Consider the following 16633-nt stretch of genomic DNA (forward strand, 5'->3'; position numbering starts at 1 on the left):
TTGTTAACATAATATATGTTACAAAACTTACATTTCAAACCTGCTAACAAGCTCTTTCAATTCATTTGAGACATCGAATAACTTAGAACTCACATTACCAACCTTTTGATTTATCTCAATTTGTTGTTTCAATATTTTTATCGTCTCTTCCGTGCTTTTTATTATTTCATCAATAGAATCTCTTACCGTTGCGATAGCATTATTCATTTCCTCAGATGAAGCACTCTGTTGTTGCGCATTTGCAGCGAGGCCATCAATCATAGCTGCTAATTGTCCTATTCGCTCAAGTATACTTATCAAAAATTCTCTTGCCAGAATTGATTGCTGTGCCATCTTATCAACAGCATCCATCGTTTGTTGTGTCACATCTCTGGCTTTAACAGTTTTATGGTGTATATCAGTGAGCATCTGGCTTATTCTTTCTGTAGCAGCTTTACTTTGTTCTGCAAGTTTCCTTATCTCATCTGCTACAACAGCAAATCCTTTACCAGCCTCACCAGCCCTTGCAGCCTCTATAGCCGCGTTCAATGCAAGAAGATTTGTTTGCTCGGCAATCAAGTTGATTGCATTTACTATTTCATTTATATCCTTTACACTGTTTGATAACTCTTCTACAACAGAAACTGTGAACTCTGCTCTATTCTTAGAGTCTTCTGACAGAGAGACAACTGAATTCAGAGCTTTTTCTCCCTCTTTTGCTGCGCCACTCATTTGCGAAGATTTTGCCGAAAGTTCCTGAGAGGCACTGGCAATATTCTGTGCGCTTGAGACTATCTCCTGAACACCTGTGATAAACTCCTTTAATGATTGCTGAGAACTCTCAACTGCTTGTCGAACAACCTTCATTTGCGTTTGAAAGATTTTCCCAAGGGCATCAAGATCTACTGAAGTTTGCTTCAAAGATTGGGCATAATCGCCTATATTTTCCGAAGTTTTGAAAATATCTCCAACAACCCCTCTTAATGCTTCAGACATTTTTTGAAGTTCATGAGCTATTTGGCCTATTTCATCTCTACTACTTGAAGCAAAGTTCACCGATAATTTCCCTTGGCCAAATTTATTAACAGCTTCGGCAAGATTTTTGATAGGATTGGAAACCGATGTCGATGTAAAAAACACAACTACTACTATAACAGCTATCAAAATAAGAAAGAGCAATATTACTATAAAATTGAGTTTTCTCGCATTGCTGAATATCTCCCTTTCAGAGACATTCACTCCTAAGGACCAGCCTCGTGAAGCCTCTATGGGCGCAAAAAAAATGTATCTTTTTTCTCCATTTTCCACAAATTCTCCATAGCCTGATTCACCAGAAACCATTTTCTCAGCAATACTAATCAATTTTTCATTGTCAGATTTCAAAAAATTCGCCTTCAGCACTTTGTCTCTCTCTGGATGAATCATGACTGTTCCGTTTGAACTCAGAATTATGGAAAAACTTTCCTTGGTTATTTGAATTTCATTTACCATCTTTGCCAGAGTTTCGAGTGGAACAACCGCTCCGTATAAACCTAAAACTTGACCTTGATAATCCTTAAACGCGGCTGCAACAATAAATGACGGTTTTCCAGAAAATGGAGAAAATACAGGTTCGCTTATCACCAGATCATTCCCGGAAAATATCTGCTTGAAAAACTCCTCTTTGCTTATATCTACTTCTTTTCCATCTACCGTGCGAGCCACACCTTCAGAATATGAAACAAACAGATCTTCCGCACCTTCAATGGCCACATTAGCTATAACTTTTTTCTCCGCAAGAACCTTGATTCTATCAGTGATTCTCATCAGCCATTCAGATACTACTTTGCTGCCAAGAATCACGATTTTTTCGGCCGTTGTTCGAGACATAGAGATCGTTGAGCTCGAGACATTTGTATATACAACAAATGCTATGATGCCACAAAACATAATAATGGGCAATAAAAACCACAGCAACATTTTAGAGCGAATTTTTTTCATAGAGACACCTCCAAGAGTTATTGTACAAAAAATTTTTTATTAAGAGGAAGTAAAAAAGAAAATCGATAAAGAACAGTGCAATTTATTGAGGAAGGTAAATTAAAAGACAGGAGTGGATCTCCTGTCTTAAAAAATTATGTTCAACAATCTTTTTGGAACATAAATTATTTTTTTTGGCTCATCGCTGATATACTTTCGAACTTTTTCACTCTTTAACGCGATTTCTTTTATCTGATCTTCTGTAGCATCTACAGGAATCTTCACTTTATCTCTCAGTTTTCCATTTACCTGGATTGCTATTTCAACTTCTTCGACAACAAGTGCATCCGGATCATATTCAGGCCATTTTTCTTTCATTACTGACGAGCTATAGCCCATTCTTTGCCAGAGCTCCTCAGCAAAATGGGGTGCAAAGGGAGATATCATAAGCACAAAATTTTTAGCAAGTTCTTTCAACAACTTCATATTCCACCGATGTTGCGGTAAGTTGTCTATGTAATCATAAGCATCGTTCACCAGCTCCATCAAGCTACTGACAACTGTGTTAAATTTGAATCCTCCCTCCATATCCTGGGTAACTTTTCTCAGGGACATATGGAGTTTTCTGCGAAGATGTTTCTCTTCTTCCGCAAACACCTGATTCTGATTATCTGGTAGAGATATTATCTGATCCATAAGGGACCAAGCTCTCCTTATAAATCTATATACACCTTCTATTCCTGCATCATTCCATTCTGCATCTCTCTCAGGTGGTCCCATAAAAAGGATATACATTCTGAGAGTATCAGCTCCGTACCTGTCAATCATTTCATCAGGTGAGACAACATTACCTTTACTCTTAGACATCTTGGCGCCGTCTTTATATATCATCCCCTGAGTAAAGAGATTTTCAAACGGTTCATCGAAACTCAGGTATCCAAGATCATGGAGCACTTTCGTTATGAATCTTGAATAAAGCAAATGCAAAACAGCATGTTCCACACCACCAACATATTGATCAACAGGCAACCAGTGATCGACATCTTCTTTCACGAAAGGCACATCATCCCGATCTGGGTTAACATATCTCAGGAAATACCATGAAGAATCAACAAAAGTATCCATCGTGTCAGCATCTCTGAGAGCGGGACCACCACATTTTGGGCATGAAGTTTTTCTAAATTCATCGTTCAGCATTAGAGGCGACTGACCCGTTGGAAGAAACTCAACATCGTAAGGTAATTGAACTGGGAGAGATTTCTCTGGGACAGGTACCATCCCACATTTTTCACAATAGACAATTGGAATAGGAGCCCCCCAGTACCGTTGCCTTGAAATAAGCCAGTCCCTTAATTTGTACTGTACAGATCTTTTCGCTATGCCCCTTTCTTCAAGCCATTGGATAACTCTTTCTATACCTTCAGGCACAACAGTACCATTCAGTGGACCACTGTTAACCATAATCCCCGGGCCATCATAAGCCCTATTTTTTGGAATATCCTCGGATGGCTTTATAACTTCTTTTATAGGCAAATTGTACTTAACAGCAAACTCGTAATCTCTCTGATCATGAGCAGGAACACCCATCACAGCCCCTGTACCGTATTCCATCAAAACATAATTTGCAACGTATATTGGAATTCTTTCACCGCTAACCGGGTTGATCGCGTACCTTCCCGTAAAAAATCCCTCTTTTTCAACATCCGCTGAGCCTCTTTTATGTCTATCCTGTTGCCCGACATAATTCAGAAATTTCTCAAGTTCCCCTTTTAATTCTGAAAGCGTTATGTGATTAACAAGATCAGATTCGGGTGCAAGTACCATAAAAGTTACACCCCAGAGTGTATCAGGCCTCGTGGTGAAAACCTCTATATTCATCTCTGATTCTTCAACTTTGAACGAAATTTTTGCTCCCTTGCTCTCGCCAATCCAGTTTCTCTGCATTGTTTTTACATGTTCTGGCCACCCAGTAAGCTTATCCAGATCTTTCAAAAGTCTCTCTGCATAGTCTGTTATCTTGAAAAACCATTGTTCAAGATGCTTTATGGTAACCGGTGTATCACACCGTTCACATCTTCCGTCTTTTACCTGCTCATTTGCAAGTGATGTCATGCACTTTGGACACCAGTTCACCGCCGCTTTTTTCTTATAGGCAAGCCCGGCTTCATATAATTTCAAAAAGATCCATTCGGTCCATTTGTAGTAAGATTCCAAACAGGTTATGACTTCCCTGCTCCAGTCATAACTGATACCAAGTTTCTTTATCTGTCTTCTTATGATATTTATATTGTTCAAAGTCCAATCTTTTGGATGGATTTTTCGCTCGATTGCGGCATTCTCTGCGGGTAACCCAAAGGCGTCGTAACCAAACGGATGCAACACGTTGTAGGCGCGCATTCTTTTGTAGCGCGCAACTGCATCACCTATAACGTAATTTTTCACATGACCCACATGAAGCGTACCAGATGGATATGGGAACATCACGAGCATGTAGTATTTCGGTAGATCAGAATGTTGAGGTGTTTTAAACAAACCTTCTTTTTCCCAAAATTTCTGCCATTTGCTTTCTATCTCTTGAGGTTCATATCTCGGCACATAACCACCTCCAATTACTTGAAGAAAATTATAACACAATAATTCTAAACACTCTTCAACACAATTTCTAAATTCCTGAATGATAAAATATCTTTCAGATGCGGAAAGGAGGCTTTCAAAAAATGATTCCAGTTCCAAAAAGGTTTTCTCTGATCAAAGAGGCCTTTGAATTCCCAGAAAAGGGAAAAATTTTTGCCTCATCACACATATTCAATTTGGCAAATTTGCTGAAGGAAACGCTTTTAAAAGATGGTAAACACTACTCTATAACGACCTATAACACAGAAAAAGCAAACATAAAACTTTTAATTGATCCAAATGTTATTGTAAACTCGCAGGGCTACAGGATAAAGATTCTTGGGTCTAAAATATCATTAATAGCCAGCTCTCAACAAGGATTGTTCTATGCTATTCAATCCATGCGTCAGCTTATAAGGCAGTATAACTACAGATTACCATCGATGATTATCGAAGACGAGCCAGACTTTGCCAATCGTGGGTTCATGCTTGATATAAGCAGAGACAGAATACCAACGATAGACACGTTAAAATGGTTGATCGATATCCTTGCAGAATTAAAATACAATCAATTTCAGCTTTATACAGAACATACGTTTGCTTATGAAAATCATGAGCAGATATGGAAAGAGTATTCTCCTCTCACTGCAGAAGAAATATTGGAGCTTGACAAATACTGCAAAGAAAGATTCATCGAACTTGTTCCAAATCAAAACTCTTTTGGCCATCTTAGTAAATGGCTCAAGTACGATCGGTACAAACATCTCGCTGAGTGCCCGGATGGGTTCATAACACCTTGGGGAGAAAAGTACGGTCCATTTTCACTCTCACCTGCTGTGCCAGAATCAATAGAGTTCATGGAAAATCTTTTTGATGAACTTTTGCCAAATTTCACTTCCAAAAAAATAAATATCGGTGGAGACGAAACTTTCGACCTTGGGCTTGGTCGTTCAAAGCAACTGTGTGAAGAGCTTGGAAAAGGCAAGGTATATTTGAATTTCCTGCTTTCTATATACAATATCGTTAGAAAACATGGTAAAACGATGATGTTTTGGGGAGATATCATAAAGAATTACCCGGAACTTGTCGATCATCTTCCAGATGACGTTGTTTCTCTTATCTGGGGGTATGAAAAAGACCATCCATTCCAGAATGAATGCAGGTTGTTTGCAGAAAAAGGTGTAACATTCTATGTTTGCCCCGGAACTTCAACATGGAACTCATTTACTGGCAGGATCAACAATGCCATAGAGAATATACAGAACGCCATAGTAAATGGAAAGAAGTATAACGCGGCGGGCTTTTTATTAACAGATTGGGGAGACAACGGCCATCATCAGCATATACCTTTTTCAATAATTGGCATAAGCTACGCGGCATCACTTGGCTGGAATATATCTGGGAAACCCTCAGTAAATGATCTGTTAAAAGATATAGATCTTCACATTTTGAAAACCGACAAACCTGTCTCACAATATATTTATTCACTTGGAAACCTATACAAATATTCGAGCATAGAAGTACCAAACGCAAGTCCATACTTTTTATCACTATTATTTCCTGAAAGAGTCTCAAAATCGAAGCGGATATTTCTTGTAAAAGAAAACGAGATTGAGAAAGCTATAAATGATGCTCAAGAAATTATCGAACAACTCTCAACCATCAAAAGCAACCATCAGGAGAAATTGATAGATCAAATTATTAACGACGCAAAACTGGCTATACTTGGTATGAAAATGCTTCTTTTTATAAAAAAATACAGCGATATATCAAATATTCCGGATGAAGAATGGAAGCTTTTCACTAAAGAATTCAAAGAAACTGTTAAAGAATTTGAGAAAATCTGGAATATAGTCAACAGACAGGGCGGTTTGAAACAAAGCGTGGAAAAACTAACCAGAATAATACGTGCAAGAAAGTAATCAGTCACACAAATTCATAATGCATCTATAAGCCGATCGGATTTTCTCGCATAGCTCGAGACAATCTTTTTCGACATCTCTTCCTTTTAAAATCTCGTTATATTCAATCACAAACGCTGTTAAAATAGATGAAAATCGCTTGAATTTTCCAAGGTTTCCCTGATAAACTGCTCCATATCTTTTCCGATAAATTCGGGATATTTCCGATAAAAGAGGTGCGTACTGTGTATCTATATCATCTGGCAAAACCAGTATACATACCCCATAATCCGACAAAAAATATATTCTGGCAAAATCTATTTCTTTAGCGTTAAGTTCGCAAAAGCGATCAAAAATTCTCTGATCAATTTTTTTTGCAAAAGAGAGATTTTCAGAACCATAAACTTTCTCCTTCAATATTTCTTTCTCCAGTAAATCATCATCACCAACAACTGATAGTACCCTGGACTGAAATGGAAGCCTTATGATACCACTTCTCATAAATTGGGGGGCTTTTTCAAAAAGTTCAAAATAAACCTCTTTCAAACAAGAAGGCTCTAAATCAGAGTTGTATATGAATAAATTCTTTTCAAAAGGATTTGCTATAGAAACGCCAACAACACGTCTTTTTGAACTGTCAACAAACGAGAAAACATAAAAGCTGTTTTCTGCTCCCACAGTAGACAGCAAAACATGTTTATGATATTGATCAAGCTTTTCTTTATAAAATTCCAACTGCTCAAACGCTGGCTCTGTCTGAAGATTTTCATAACATCGAACGAGTTTTTCAAAAGGCCCTAAACCTTTCACGGCAGTACCACCACACTTGAATGACCGTACTTTTTTCTTGCAGATGTTGAAAATTCTTCACTATGATACTTAGAAAGGACAAAGAGCACCCGCCTTTTTACAGATGGTAGATCGGTATAACCATCTGTAAAGATTACTATCCCTTCTGGACGATATTTATCTTCTATATAATTCACAGCCGGCTGAAGGTCTGTTTCACCACCACCAACTATTTCTATATTCCTGTAGTCTCCTTTTGAATATCTCATTTCCAAATTCACAGCTCTGTCAACCTGAACAAGCACAAAACTTGTATCAACATATCTCGAAAGAGCTTCTATCTCGGAAAAGAAGTTGTCAAGCTCTTCTTCAATTATGCTTCCGCTTGTGTCAACTATCACTCCGAGTTTAGCTGCATGTGAAGTCCTCCATCCGGGCTGATTTTCATACCTTCTGTTTGGCTTCAGCACAGTCAAATACCTTTCGCCGTATTCAGAAGCTCCTGCAAAATGCCTTATTGCATCTTTCCAGTTAAGCACAGGTCTTGATACAGATATTTCAACAAGCCTTCTTATTCCCGATGGAAGTTCTGAGCCGTACAAATTAAAGGCTTTCTTAAGGATATTTTTATTGATCTCAAGTATCATATCAACATTCTGTACATTATAAAGTCCTTTATGTGAATCGGAGTTGCTTTCTCTGATCTCGCCCATTATCATAATATCAAATCTTCCAAGCTCTTCCATTCTTTTTAAAATCCATTTGTGATATTCCTCAGCACTTTTGTCCGGCATCCAGTCAGGTGGAAGAACGAATAACCTTTCGTTATCAACTCCATGCCCTTCTTCAATCAACAAATTCAAAGGAATTCCAAATGCTGCAAGCTGAGGAATATGCTGGTTTATCGCGGCATCCATTGCTAAGTCCCAGATTACTCTATCTCTGCTGTCCTTTGGTTTAATGAGGAAATGAAGGTTTATCAGATGCATTATCTGATGCATTATCATACCTTCTACAAAATCCGAAGAGGTTTTGAAAACCCAGTCGGGGTTATAGTAAAGCACAGTTTTGAACCTTGAGAATGAAAGGTCAATAGTTTTCACGTCTTTTGAAGGTATACGTGAAACTCCCAGAAGCAAATAGAGGTAAAACGGAGATTTTTTTCCAAGATTCAAAATTATTTTCTCTAATTCAGATCTCATCGAGTACCGATCTCACCTGTTCAAAATTTGAAAGTTTCTCCACAAGTTCATCAAAAAATTTTGAATTCTCTTTTCCATTAGCTTTATCTACAATGAACCTGATGATGGCGTAAAAAGAATCTCTTGGCAGAACCGAAGAAAGCTCACTCAGATTTTTTGCAACCGTCGAAATATGAGCATGTAACAACTGAGTAGTAGCACCATCAAGTTTGGAAAAATAATCTATTATTCTCAATGTTAAAGAGTTTGCCTGATCTATATCGTCTTTCAGGGCTTGCTGAATACCTTCAAGCAATACCTTTTGGGGTATAGGTACCAGATCGATATGTCCAAATTCCACAAATGCTTTTGCCGCTTCTGGGCCAAGTATACCAGCAGCTATAGAGTATCCATATTTTTTCCTTTCCTCATCGTTTAGAAATTTGAGTACATTGCTAAGTTTATACCAGCTTCTTGGGCTGGGCCTGAGTTCAACTTTAAGAGACAGAGCAGATGGTGTGTAAAGAAATTCTGGATATTTCTCAACAAATTTTCTAACATTTTCATCAATAGAGTTCTCTTTTGCCCACTTTTGCCATTCTTCCAGAGATGGGGATATATCAAGGATAAAAAAGCGAGAAATAAAAGCAGGATCTGTTATCAAATCAGCTTGGTCATATTCGTCATCTGGAGGATTCATTGTTGCCATGATCCACGTATCTTCAGGTAAGATGTGGTTGTGAATTCTTTTGTCTATGACCAGCTGCATTATCGCATTTCTTATCGATCGATGAGCGCGATTTATCTCATCCAGAAGAATGATTGATTTTCCATTTTCAGGCCACCAATCCGGTCTGAGAAAAACTGTTTTATCGTTCTCTTTTGCTGGTAAACCTATTAGATCACCCGGCTCCATCTGTGAAAGGATAAGAATTATCAAATTTCTACCTGTCTCCAAGGCAATTTGCCTTGCTATATCAGTTTTCCCAACTCCGAAATGCCCCACTAATAGAGGGACTTCGCCTGCTTGCATTATTTTCTTACTGAGAAACTTTGCTTCATTTACAGTCAAATATTGCACCTCCTGTTGAATTATACTACAGCCATCCTGAGACAATTTTTTCCACAGATCTCAAATTCTACCAAAAGTTTGATTAATATTAGCTCATCTTAAAGATATGATCGTATAATCATCATACGAGGTGGTAACTTTGAATATCTTAAGTATGACTTACGAAAAATTTGTGCAGAAAATTCAGGAACTTGGTCTGGAAAAATATAGAGCCGATCAAATACTTGATTGGATCTACAAAAAACATGTTTTTGTTTTCGAACAAATGACAAATCTCTCAAAACAGCATAGATCTCTTCTGAGAGAAAATTTTTGTATTCAGATTCCAAAAATTGTAAGCAAAAGAGTTTCCTCGATAGACAAAACCACGAAATATCTTTATGAGCTGTCAGATGGAAACACAATAGAATCTGTTCTGCTGTTTCATGAAGGTTATGCAACAGCCTGTATTTCGACACAAATCGGTTGCCCGGTTAAATGCAGTTTTTGTGCAACAGGTCAGAGTGGTTTCGTCAGAAATCTCGACGCTGGTGAGATAGTTTCTCAAATCCTCGCAATAGAAAAAGATTCCAGACAAACAATAAGAAATATTGTTTATATGGGAATGGGAGAACCGTTGTTGAATTACGATAATGTTATCAAAAGCATCAAGATATTGATAGATAAAAAAACAAAAAACATAGGTACCAGACGTGTGACATTGAGCACTGTTGGGATACCTGAAATGATATTGAAACTTTCTGAAGAAAGGCTCGACCTAAACCTAGCTATTTCTCTACATGCTTCAACAAATGAGAAAAGAGATCAGATAATCCCAATAAACAGAAAATATTCTATTCAAGAAATTATCAATGCGGCAAAAAATTACCAGGAAAGATCAGATCGGAGACTTACGATCGAATACATTCTTATAAAAGAATTCAACGATTTCGATGAAGATGCTCGCAGACTTGCCAAACTCCTGAATGGCCTGAAAGTATTTGTGAATTTAATACCAGTGAATTCAACGTTCTCAAACTTCGAAAAACCTGCAAAATGGAAAATCAACAGATTCAAAGAAATCCTGATTAACTCAGGTATAGAAGCTGAGATAAGATACGAAAAGGGGGCAGACATAGAAGCAGCATGCGGGCAACTAAGAATAAGAAATCTCCTTTCAAAGCAATTATAATCTTCACAATCTATTTCGTCTTAGGATCAATCGCTGGCGCTGCTATATTTTTTTCATATTTTATGATTCGGCCAAAATTGGTTGAGATTCCTGATCTGAGATCTATGCAATTGAATGAAGCTGTTGAAATACTCAAGAAAACAGGATTAAAACCCGGCCAGGTTATTGGCACTGGCCCTGTGAGCCATACATACCCGAATGCCGGTCAAAAGGTAAGAAAGAATAGGGAAATAACTATATTTTTGAGTGAACCTCAGAAAATACCTATACCTGACCTGGTCGGCATTCCAGAAGATACTGCACTGACAATACTTTCGGAAATGGGATTCAAGGTAAGTATAACGGAAATGCCATACAAAGGAACTGATGGAAGAGTTATAGGAATTTACCCGCCAGTCGGAACTCCAGTAAAACAAGGAGATGAAATAAATATTCTTATCGATTCTGGGGAAATAACAGGGAGGGAAGAGAACTGAGAAGCAGGGGTGTTGTTGTCAAATTCATGTCCAATATGTTGATTGTAGAAGATGCAAAAACTAAGGAAAAAATCAGGTGCCATTTGAGAGGCAGGTTTAAACTGCAAGGGCTTAAGCCAATTGTTGGTGATATTGTCGAATATGTAAGAGTGCAGGATGCAGGTGTTGTTGAATCTGTTTTGAAGCGAAAGAACGAGCTTTTAAAACCTCGTGTTGCAAATATAGACCAAGTTGTGTGCGTCTATACTATCAAAAAGCCAGAAGTCTCCCTTCTCATTCTGGATAAATTACTTGTTCTTATAGAAGAAGCCAGACTGAATGTCCTTCTCATTCTGAACAAAATTGACTTACTCACCGAAGAAGATAAAGAAAAAAAAGACCACTTTATTAAAACCTACAGCAAAATATACCCCCTTCTGTGTACCAGCACTAAAACTGGTGAAGGTCTGGAAAAATTGAAAGAGTATTTCAAAGACAGGTTATCAGTTTTTGCAGGCCTTTCTGGCGTTGGAAAAAGCAGCCTTTTAAACAGCATATGTCCGGGTATAAACCTGAGGACGCAGGAAATCTCTGAAAGAACAAAAAGAGGAAAACATACTACCACAGCTGCCGAGCTAATTCACCTGCCATTTGGAGGTCATGTGGTAGATACACCTGGATTCTCATTGATAGATATCAGTCACGTAGATCCAGATAATTTGAAGTTCTATTTTCCAGAATTTGTAGAAAATGGAAATTGCTTATTCAAAGATTGCACACATATTTCTGAGCCTGGATGCCGAATAAAACAAATGGTAGAAGAGGGTAAAATATCCACGAGCAGATATGAAAGCTATGTAACCATGTACAAGGAAGTGAGTAAATAATGAGGATGATATCTGCATCTATTCTGGCAAGCGATCTTTCGAGATTATCTGAAGAAGTAAAAAGAGTGGAACCATACATCGACATGATCCATCTGGATGTCATGGACGGTGTTTTTGTACCTAACATAACTTTTGGGTTTCCTGTACTCGAAGCCGTAAGGAAGTGCACAGATTTGCCCATAGATGCTCACCTAATGATTATTAATCCAGAAAAATACGTCGAGAGATTTATCGACTTAGGCGCCTCAATAATAGCCGTTCATTATGAAGCATGCGTTCATTTACACAAAGTTGTCTACCAGATAAAAGACAAAGGAGCACAAGCCTATGTTGCCTTGAATCCTCACACGCCCATCGAAATGCTCTCTGAGATACTTGAAGATCTGGACGGTGTTCTCATAATGACGGTTAATCCGGGGTTTTCTGGACAAAAATTTATACAATCCAGCGTTGAAAAAATTAGGAAACTCTCGGAAATGATCCAAAAAAAAGGTCTGAAAACAAAAATAATGGTTGATGGAGGAATCAACGAAAACACCGTCGAAAAGGTTGTGTGCAGTGGAGCAGAAATACTGGTTATGGGATATGGGATTTTCAGGTCAGATTTTGCATCATTCAAAAGAAAATTGGAGGCGATCAAATGCTTTTAATTGCAACCAGAAATGGTCATAAAATAGAAGAAATCAAGAAATTTGTCCCAGATGGAGTTGAAGTTTTAACGCTGAAAGATCTAAATATTGCGCTTGAGGCAGTTGAGAATGGAGACACATTTATGGAAAATGCTATTCGAAAGGCAACCTTCTATGCGAATCTTACAAAAAAGAAAACGATAGCTGATGATTCAGGACTTGTAATAGATTCGCTTGACGGTTTTCCAGGAGTTCACTCGGCAAGATTTATGAAAAATGCTTCTTATAAGGAAAAAATGCAGTTCATTCTGCAAATGCTCGAAACAAAACAAGAAAGAGTAGCAAGATTTGTCTGTGTTGCTGCCTATTACGATCCTATCGAAAAAACAATCGTTTGCTGTGAGGAGTCAGTAGAAGGAACCATAAGCAGAGAAATAAGAGGCACATCAGGATTTGGTTACGACCCAATCTTCATACCAAATGGATACAGTACAACTTTCGGAGAAATGGGAGAAGAAAAGCACAAATTGAGCCACAGGTACAAAGCATTCAGCAAATTATTCAGCAAGCTGGACAGATTACTAAACTATCGGATATGAGCAAAAGGTATCACCACATATCTACCTTTCTGATCCCCTATCCTTATAAACCGATCAGAAACAATTAAAAATAATCTTGAACTCATGCGTGCAAGTGCTGATCTGAGTCTGTGGGGCGAAACTTCTACTTCAAAAGGCTTCGAAATGCCCATAGGAAGTTCCGCTTTGTACTGAACAGAACCGTATGTCCCAAAAAATTTGATTTCTTTATCTGTCCCGCTGATTTTCAAAATGGTATCTTTTGGCAGAAGCCAGGCAGCTTTCGAAATGTATTTCGCAAAAGCTGAATAAAGCATCTCTGGATTTCCATTTTCAAAAAATACCTGATCTATCTTGGAATCAAAAGAACTTTTTTCTCCACAAATCTGCATTCCAAAATCATCCGTGAGCAAAGTTAGTTTTTCATCACCAATAGCCAGAGTTAAAAGACAATCTTTCTGATAAACTTTCATGGCTTTAACAATGTGTCTGCTACTCATATATGGCACTGAGAAATGAAACTCTTCAAAAGAACTATCATCAAATTCGCAAATGCTTAAAATTGTGCGCGAAGACGCAACCATGACAAGATGGTTATCAAATGAACCTATGTACGTCATATCTCCCTCTTCAAGTGCAGCTGTCGCAAAATCCAGATAAGTTACAAACTTTTTAAGATGCGTACGGCCAACTTCTTTAAAAGGTTCCATGCGTTCTCTATCTTTTGGTTGGGAAGTTTTAATTCTCAAAGTTTCTTGATTGGCATGCAGTAACACCTGATCACCTATAAATGTTAATTCTACTTCCTCAGTTTTTTCACCAATCAAAAAACCTTTTAGCAATCTCAACGGGATCTGAACTTCTCCGTAAAATGGTTCACATTCAGCAATCTTCATCCAGGCAGTCAAACAACCGTCAGTAGCACGAATTACCAGGCCGTCCTTGTAAGATAAAAATATATTTCCAAAGCTATACTCAGAAGAACCCATTATTTTATCGCAAAATCTCAGCCACCGATTAAAAATAACTGACCTGATCAAAGCCTTCAATCATCTCACCGCCGTTTGAATTATAGCATCTACTAACTCCTCAAAACTCATGCCAGCGGCCTTAGCAGAAGCAGGCATATCACTCAAATCAGTTAGGCCCGGTATAGTGTTCAACTCAAGAACATAGAAAACGTTATTTTTTAGAATACCATCCACTCTGGCAAAGCCCTCACACCCACATAACTCAAAGGCTCTGAGAGACGAATTTGCAACTTTTTCGTATTCCTCCACGCTTAACGGCGCAGGCAAGATAAATTCGGTCATACCAGAAACATACTTGGCAGTATAGTCATAAAAGCGTCGTTTTGGTTTCAACTCAAGTACCGGTAATATTTGTGGTTTACCAATCTCAAGAATTGAAACAGTCAATTCTCTGCCTTCTATATATCTCTGAATCATCATCTCGTTATATTTTTTCAATTCTTCAGATAAATCATTATACAATTGATTCGAGTTATCACATATATGAACACCAATACTTGACCCCTCTTTTCTTGGCTTTATAACGCAGGGAAAACCATATGGCGATTCTTTAACAGGCTTTTTTACAATCGTATACTCGGGAAAATTCACATAACCATCTAAAACACGGTAAGTCATGACTTTATCAAAACATATGGCGCTTGCCAAAACTTTCGAGCCGGTATAACTAACCCCAACCCAGTCCAAGATTGCCTGAACAGTTCCGTCTTCACCAAAATGCCCATGCAGTGCGTTAAATACAACTTCAAACTCTTTGAGCTTAGGGGCTATTTCTAAAAAATTCTCATCTACGTCTATCGGAACAACATCATGACCAAGCTTTTTCAGAGCTTTCAAAACATTTTCCCCACTTTTGAGAGATATTGGACGCTCCCTCGAAATTCCTCCTAAAAGAACTGCAATTTTCATAACTCACAATCCTTTCTGCCAAGTACTAAAAAACATTATTTTATACGATCTGTCTTTCAACCACTTATCATCCTGTTTTTTATTTAAGCCACCATATCCTTCATTTTTTATGAAGCAATATTTTCAGTCAAAACCTACCGCCTTATTAAATGATATCTCATAAAGAAAAATAATAAATTTGTGACTTCCTTCCGCCCATAAAGGAGATAAACTTCCTCTTTAAGCAATGTAAAGATGTGGAGTTTTTATAAAGCACTGTCGTAGGCTTTTTTTATTCTTGATAAGATTTCAATTAGCGTTTCCGTGCTGCACGCAAAATTTAATCTGATCGAGTGCGGGTCACCAAAATCTTTTCCACTGTTCATATAAACTCTTGCTTTCTCGAGAAAAAACCTTTGTGGGTCCTGCAAATTTAGCTTATGACAATCCAACCACATTAAAAACGTAGCCTGGGGTAGATTCACATCTATTAGTGGACAATTTTCCCTCAAAAACTCATAAGCTACATTTCTATTTTTCAAAAGATGTTCCAAAAGCTTGTCGACCCAGGTACTTCCCTTTGAATAAGCTATCTGAAGACCTATAGTACCAAATATATTGGACGAACCTATTTCATACCTTGAAACAAACTCAAGGTATCTCTTTCTGAGATTTTCATCAGGTATTATTCCATAGGAATTGTTCAAGCCAGGCATGTTAAAAGTTTTACCAGGAGAGTTAAGAACAATAACATTTGGCAAACCTGCTTTCAAGATCGTAGTGAATCTATCAGGGCTATAAATAATATCACCATGTATCTCATCACTGATTATTATTAAATTGCGATCTATAGCTATTTTATATAATTCAGATAATTCATTCAAAGTCCAAGCTCTTCCAACAGGATTATGAGGGTTACATAGTATTATTGCTTTCGTGCGAGAATCAACAACTCTTTTCAAATGCTCAATATCCATAACATAACCACTATCAGTTTTAACGAGCCTGTTTTCAACAAGTGTTCTGTTATTTTTTCTGATAATTGAAAAAAACGGTGGATAAACAGGTGGCTGAATTATGATTTTATCACCCGGATCTGTCAAAGCATTTACCAAAACTGATATCATCGGTATAACCCCTATACCATCGACTATCCAATCCGGTTGAAGTTCAAAATTATATCTGCTTCTGTACCAATTGACGATTGAACTGTAATATTCTTCAGAACGGAATGTGTAACCAAAAGCACCATGAGAAACCCTTTTGTAAAATTCTTCTATTATTTCCGGGGCTGTTGCAACATCCATGTCTGCTATCCAGGCGGGTATCACATCTTTACCATATTTACGGTATATTGAATCATATTTAATGCTGTTCCATCCAGATCTGTCAACAAAATTAAGACTCATCTTATCCCCTCCAGCGAATTTCATCTTGATCATGATTATACCCAAACTTCCGTAATCTCAGATACTTGAAAACAGTATTTTTTTCTGGTAT

The 16633-nt window shown here is 37.7% G+C and carries 14 protein-coding genes; 6 read left to right on the forward strand and 8 right to left on the reverse strand.

What is annotated here, in order from left to right; translation table 11 throughout:
* Positions 1-27: 27 nt before the first annotated feature.
* Positions 28-1959: a methyl-accepting chemotaxis protein gene (locus tag TEL01S_RS09535; protein WP_028843685.1), complete on the reverse strand. Its 1932-nt coding sequence runs from the start codon at positions 1957-1959 to the stop codon at positions 28-30.
* Positions 1960-2085: 126 nt separating this feature from the next.
* Positions 2086-4533 carry a leucine--tRNA ligase gene (gene leuS, locus TEL01S_RS09540; protein WP_028843684.1) on the reverse strand — a complete coding sequence of 816 codons (2448 nt, stop codon included), beginning with the start codon at positions 4531-4533 and terminating at the stop codon, positions 2086-2088.
* Between the two features lie 122 nt (positions 4534-4655).
* Here leuS and TEL01S_RS09545 point away from each other — a divergent pair, with 122 nt between their 5' ends.
* Positions 4656-6473, forward strand: a complete 1818-nt coding sequence (locus TEL01S_RS09545; RefSeq protein ID WP_038051480.1) for a family 20 glycosylhydrolase — start codon at positions 4656-4658, stop codon at positions 6471-6473.
* Here the strand turns inward: TEL01S_RS09545 and TEL01S_RS09550 are convergent, their stop codons facing one another.
* Genes TEL01S_RS09550 through TEL01S_RS09560 form a run of 3 tightly spaced genes read right to left on the reverse strand, consistent with a single transcriptional unit; the run spans position 6474 to position 9494 of the window.
* Positions 6474-7262 carry a DUF4895 domain-containing protein gene (locus TEL01S_RS09550; RefSeq protein WP_028843682.1) on the reverse strand — a complete coding sequence of 263 codons (789 nt, stop codon included), beginning with the start codon at positions 7260-7262 and terminating at the stop codon, positions 6474-6476. It abuts the gene before it with no gap.
* The gene (locus TEL01S_RS09555) at positions 7259-8443 is read right to left on the reverse strand and encodes a vWA domain-containing protein (RefSeq protein WP_028843681.1); all 1185 of its coding nucleotides are present in this window, start codon (positions 8441-8443) and stop codon (positions 7259-7261) included. Before TEL01S_RS09555 ends, TEL01S_RS09550 begins: the two co-directional genes overlap by 4 nt.
* The gene (locus TEL01S_RS09560) at positions 8433-9494 is read right to left on the reverse strand and encodes an AAA family ATPase (protein ID WP_028843680.1); all 1062 of its coding nucleotides are present in this window, start codon (positions 9492-9494) and stop codon (positions 8433-8435) included. Before TEL01S_RS09560 ends, TEL01S_RS09555 begins: the two co-directional genes overlap by 11 nt.
* Before the next feature lie 154 nt (positions 9495-9648).
* On the opposite strand from TEL01S_RS09560, the gene rlmN reads away from it, so the two are divergent.
* The 5 genes from rlmN to rdgB are packed head-to-tail and all read left to right on the forward strand — an operon-like array spanning position 9649 to position 13235.
* Complete coding sequence (rlmN, locus tag TEL01S_RS09565; protein WP_038051477.1) at positions 9649-10665, forward strand: 23S rRNA (adenine(2503)-C(2))-methyltransferase RlmN; 1017 nt, start codon at positions 9649-9651, stop codon at positions 10663-10665.
* Positions 10620-11141, forward strand: a complete 522-nt coding sequence (locus TEL01S_RS09570) for a PASTA domain-containing protein (RefSeq protein ID WP_028843678.1) — start codon at positions 10620-10622, stop codon at positions 11139-11141. The genes rlmN and TEL01S_RS09570 overlap by 46 nt, the downstream gene beginning before the upstream one ends.
* Positions 11138-12007, forward strand: coding sequence for a ribosome small subunit-dependent GTPase A (rsgA, locus tag TEL01S_RS09575; RefSeq protein ID WP_028843677.1), 870 nt, complete (start codon positions 11138-11140; stop codon positions 12005-12007). Before TEL01S_RS09570 ends, rsgA begins: the two co-directional genes overlap by 4 nt.
* Positions 12007-12657 (forward strand): ribulose-phosphate 3-epimerase, encoded by a 651-nt coding sequence (rpe, locus tag TEL01S_RS09580; RefSeq protein ID WP_012003885.1) that lies wholly within the window; start codon positions 12007-12009, stop codon positions 12655-12657. The genes rsgA and rpe overlap by 1 nt, the downstream gene beginning before the upstream one ends.
* Complete coding sequence (gene rdgB / locus TEL01S_RS09585; protein ID WP_012003886.1) at positions 12648-13235, forward strand: RdgB/HAM1 family non-canonical purine NTP pyrophosphatase; 588 nt, start codon at positions 12648-12650, stop codon at positions 13233-13235. The genes rpe and rdgB overlap by 10 nt, the downstream gene beginning before the upstream one ends.
* Here the strand turns inward: rdgB and TEL01S_RS09590 are convergent.
* The 3 genes from TEL01S_RS09590 to TEL01S_RS09600 all read right to left on the reverse strand — a co-directional run bounded on the left by TEL01S_RS09590 (position 13223) and on the right by TEL01S_RS09600 (position 16542).
* Positions 13223-14263 carry a hypothetical protein gene (locus TEL01S_RS09590; protein ID WP_028843676.1) on the reverse strand — a complete coding sequence of 347 codons (1041 nt, stop codon included), beginning with the start codon at positions 14261-14263 and terminating at the stop codon, positions 13223-13225. The two genes, rdgB and TEL01S_RS09590, sit on opposite strands and share 13 nt — an antisense overlap.
* Positions 14264-15154 carry a D-alanine--D-alanine ligase gene (locus TEL01S_RS09595; RefSeq protein ID WP_028843675.1) on the reverse strand — a complete coding sequence of 297 codons (891 nt, stop codon included), beginning with the start codon at positions 15152-15154 and terminating at the stop codon, positions 14264-14266.
* A 245-nt stretch (positions 15155-15399) separates the two neighbouring features.
* Positions 15400-16542 (reverse strand): MalY/PatB family protein, encoded by a 1143-nt coding sequence (locus TEL01S_RS09600; RefSeq protein WP_028843674.1) that lies wholly within the window; start codon positions 16540-16542, stop codon positions 15400-15402.
* Positions 16543-16633: the final 91 nt, after the last annotated feature.

Source organism: Pseudothermotoga elfii DSM 9442 = NBRC 107921, assembly GCF_000504085.1.
Lineage (GTDB): Bacteria > Thermotogota > Thermotogae > Thermotogales > DSM-5069 > Pseudothermotoga_B > Pseudothermotoga_B elfii.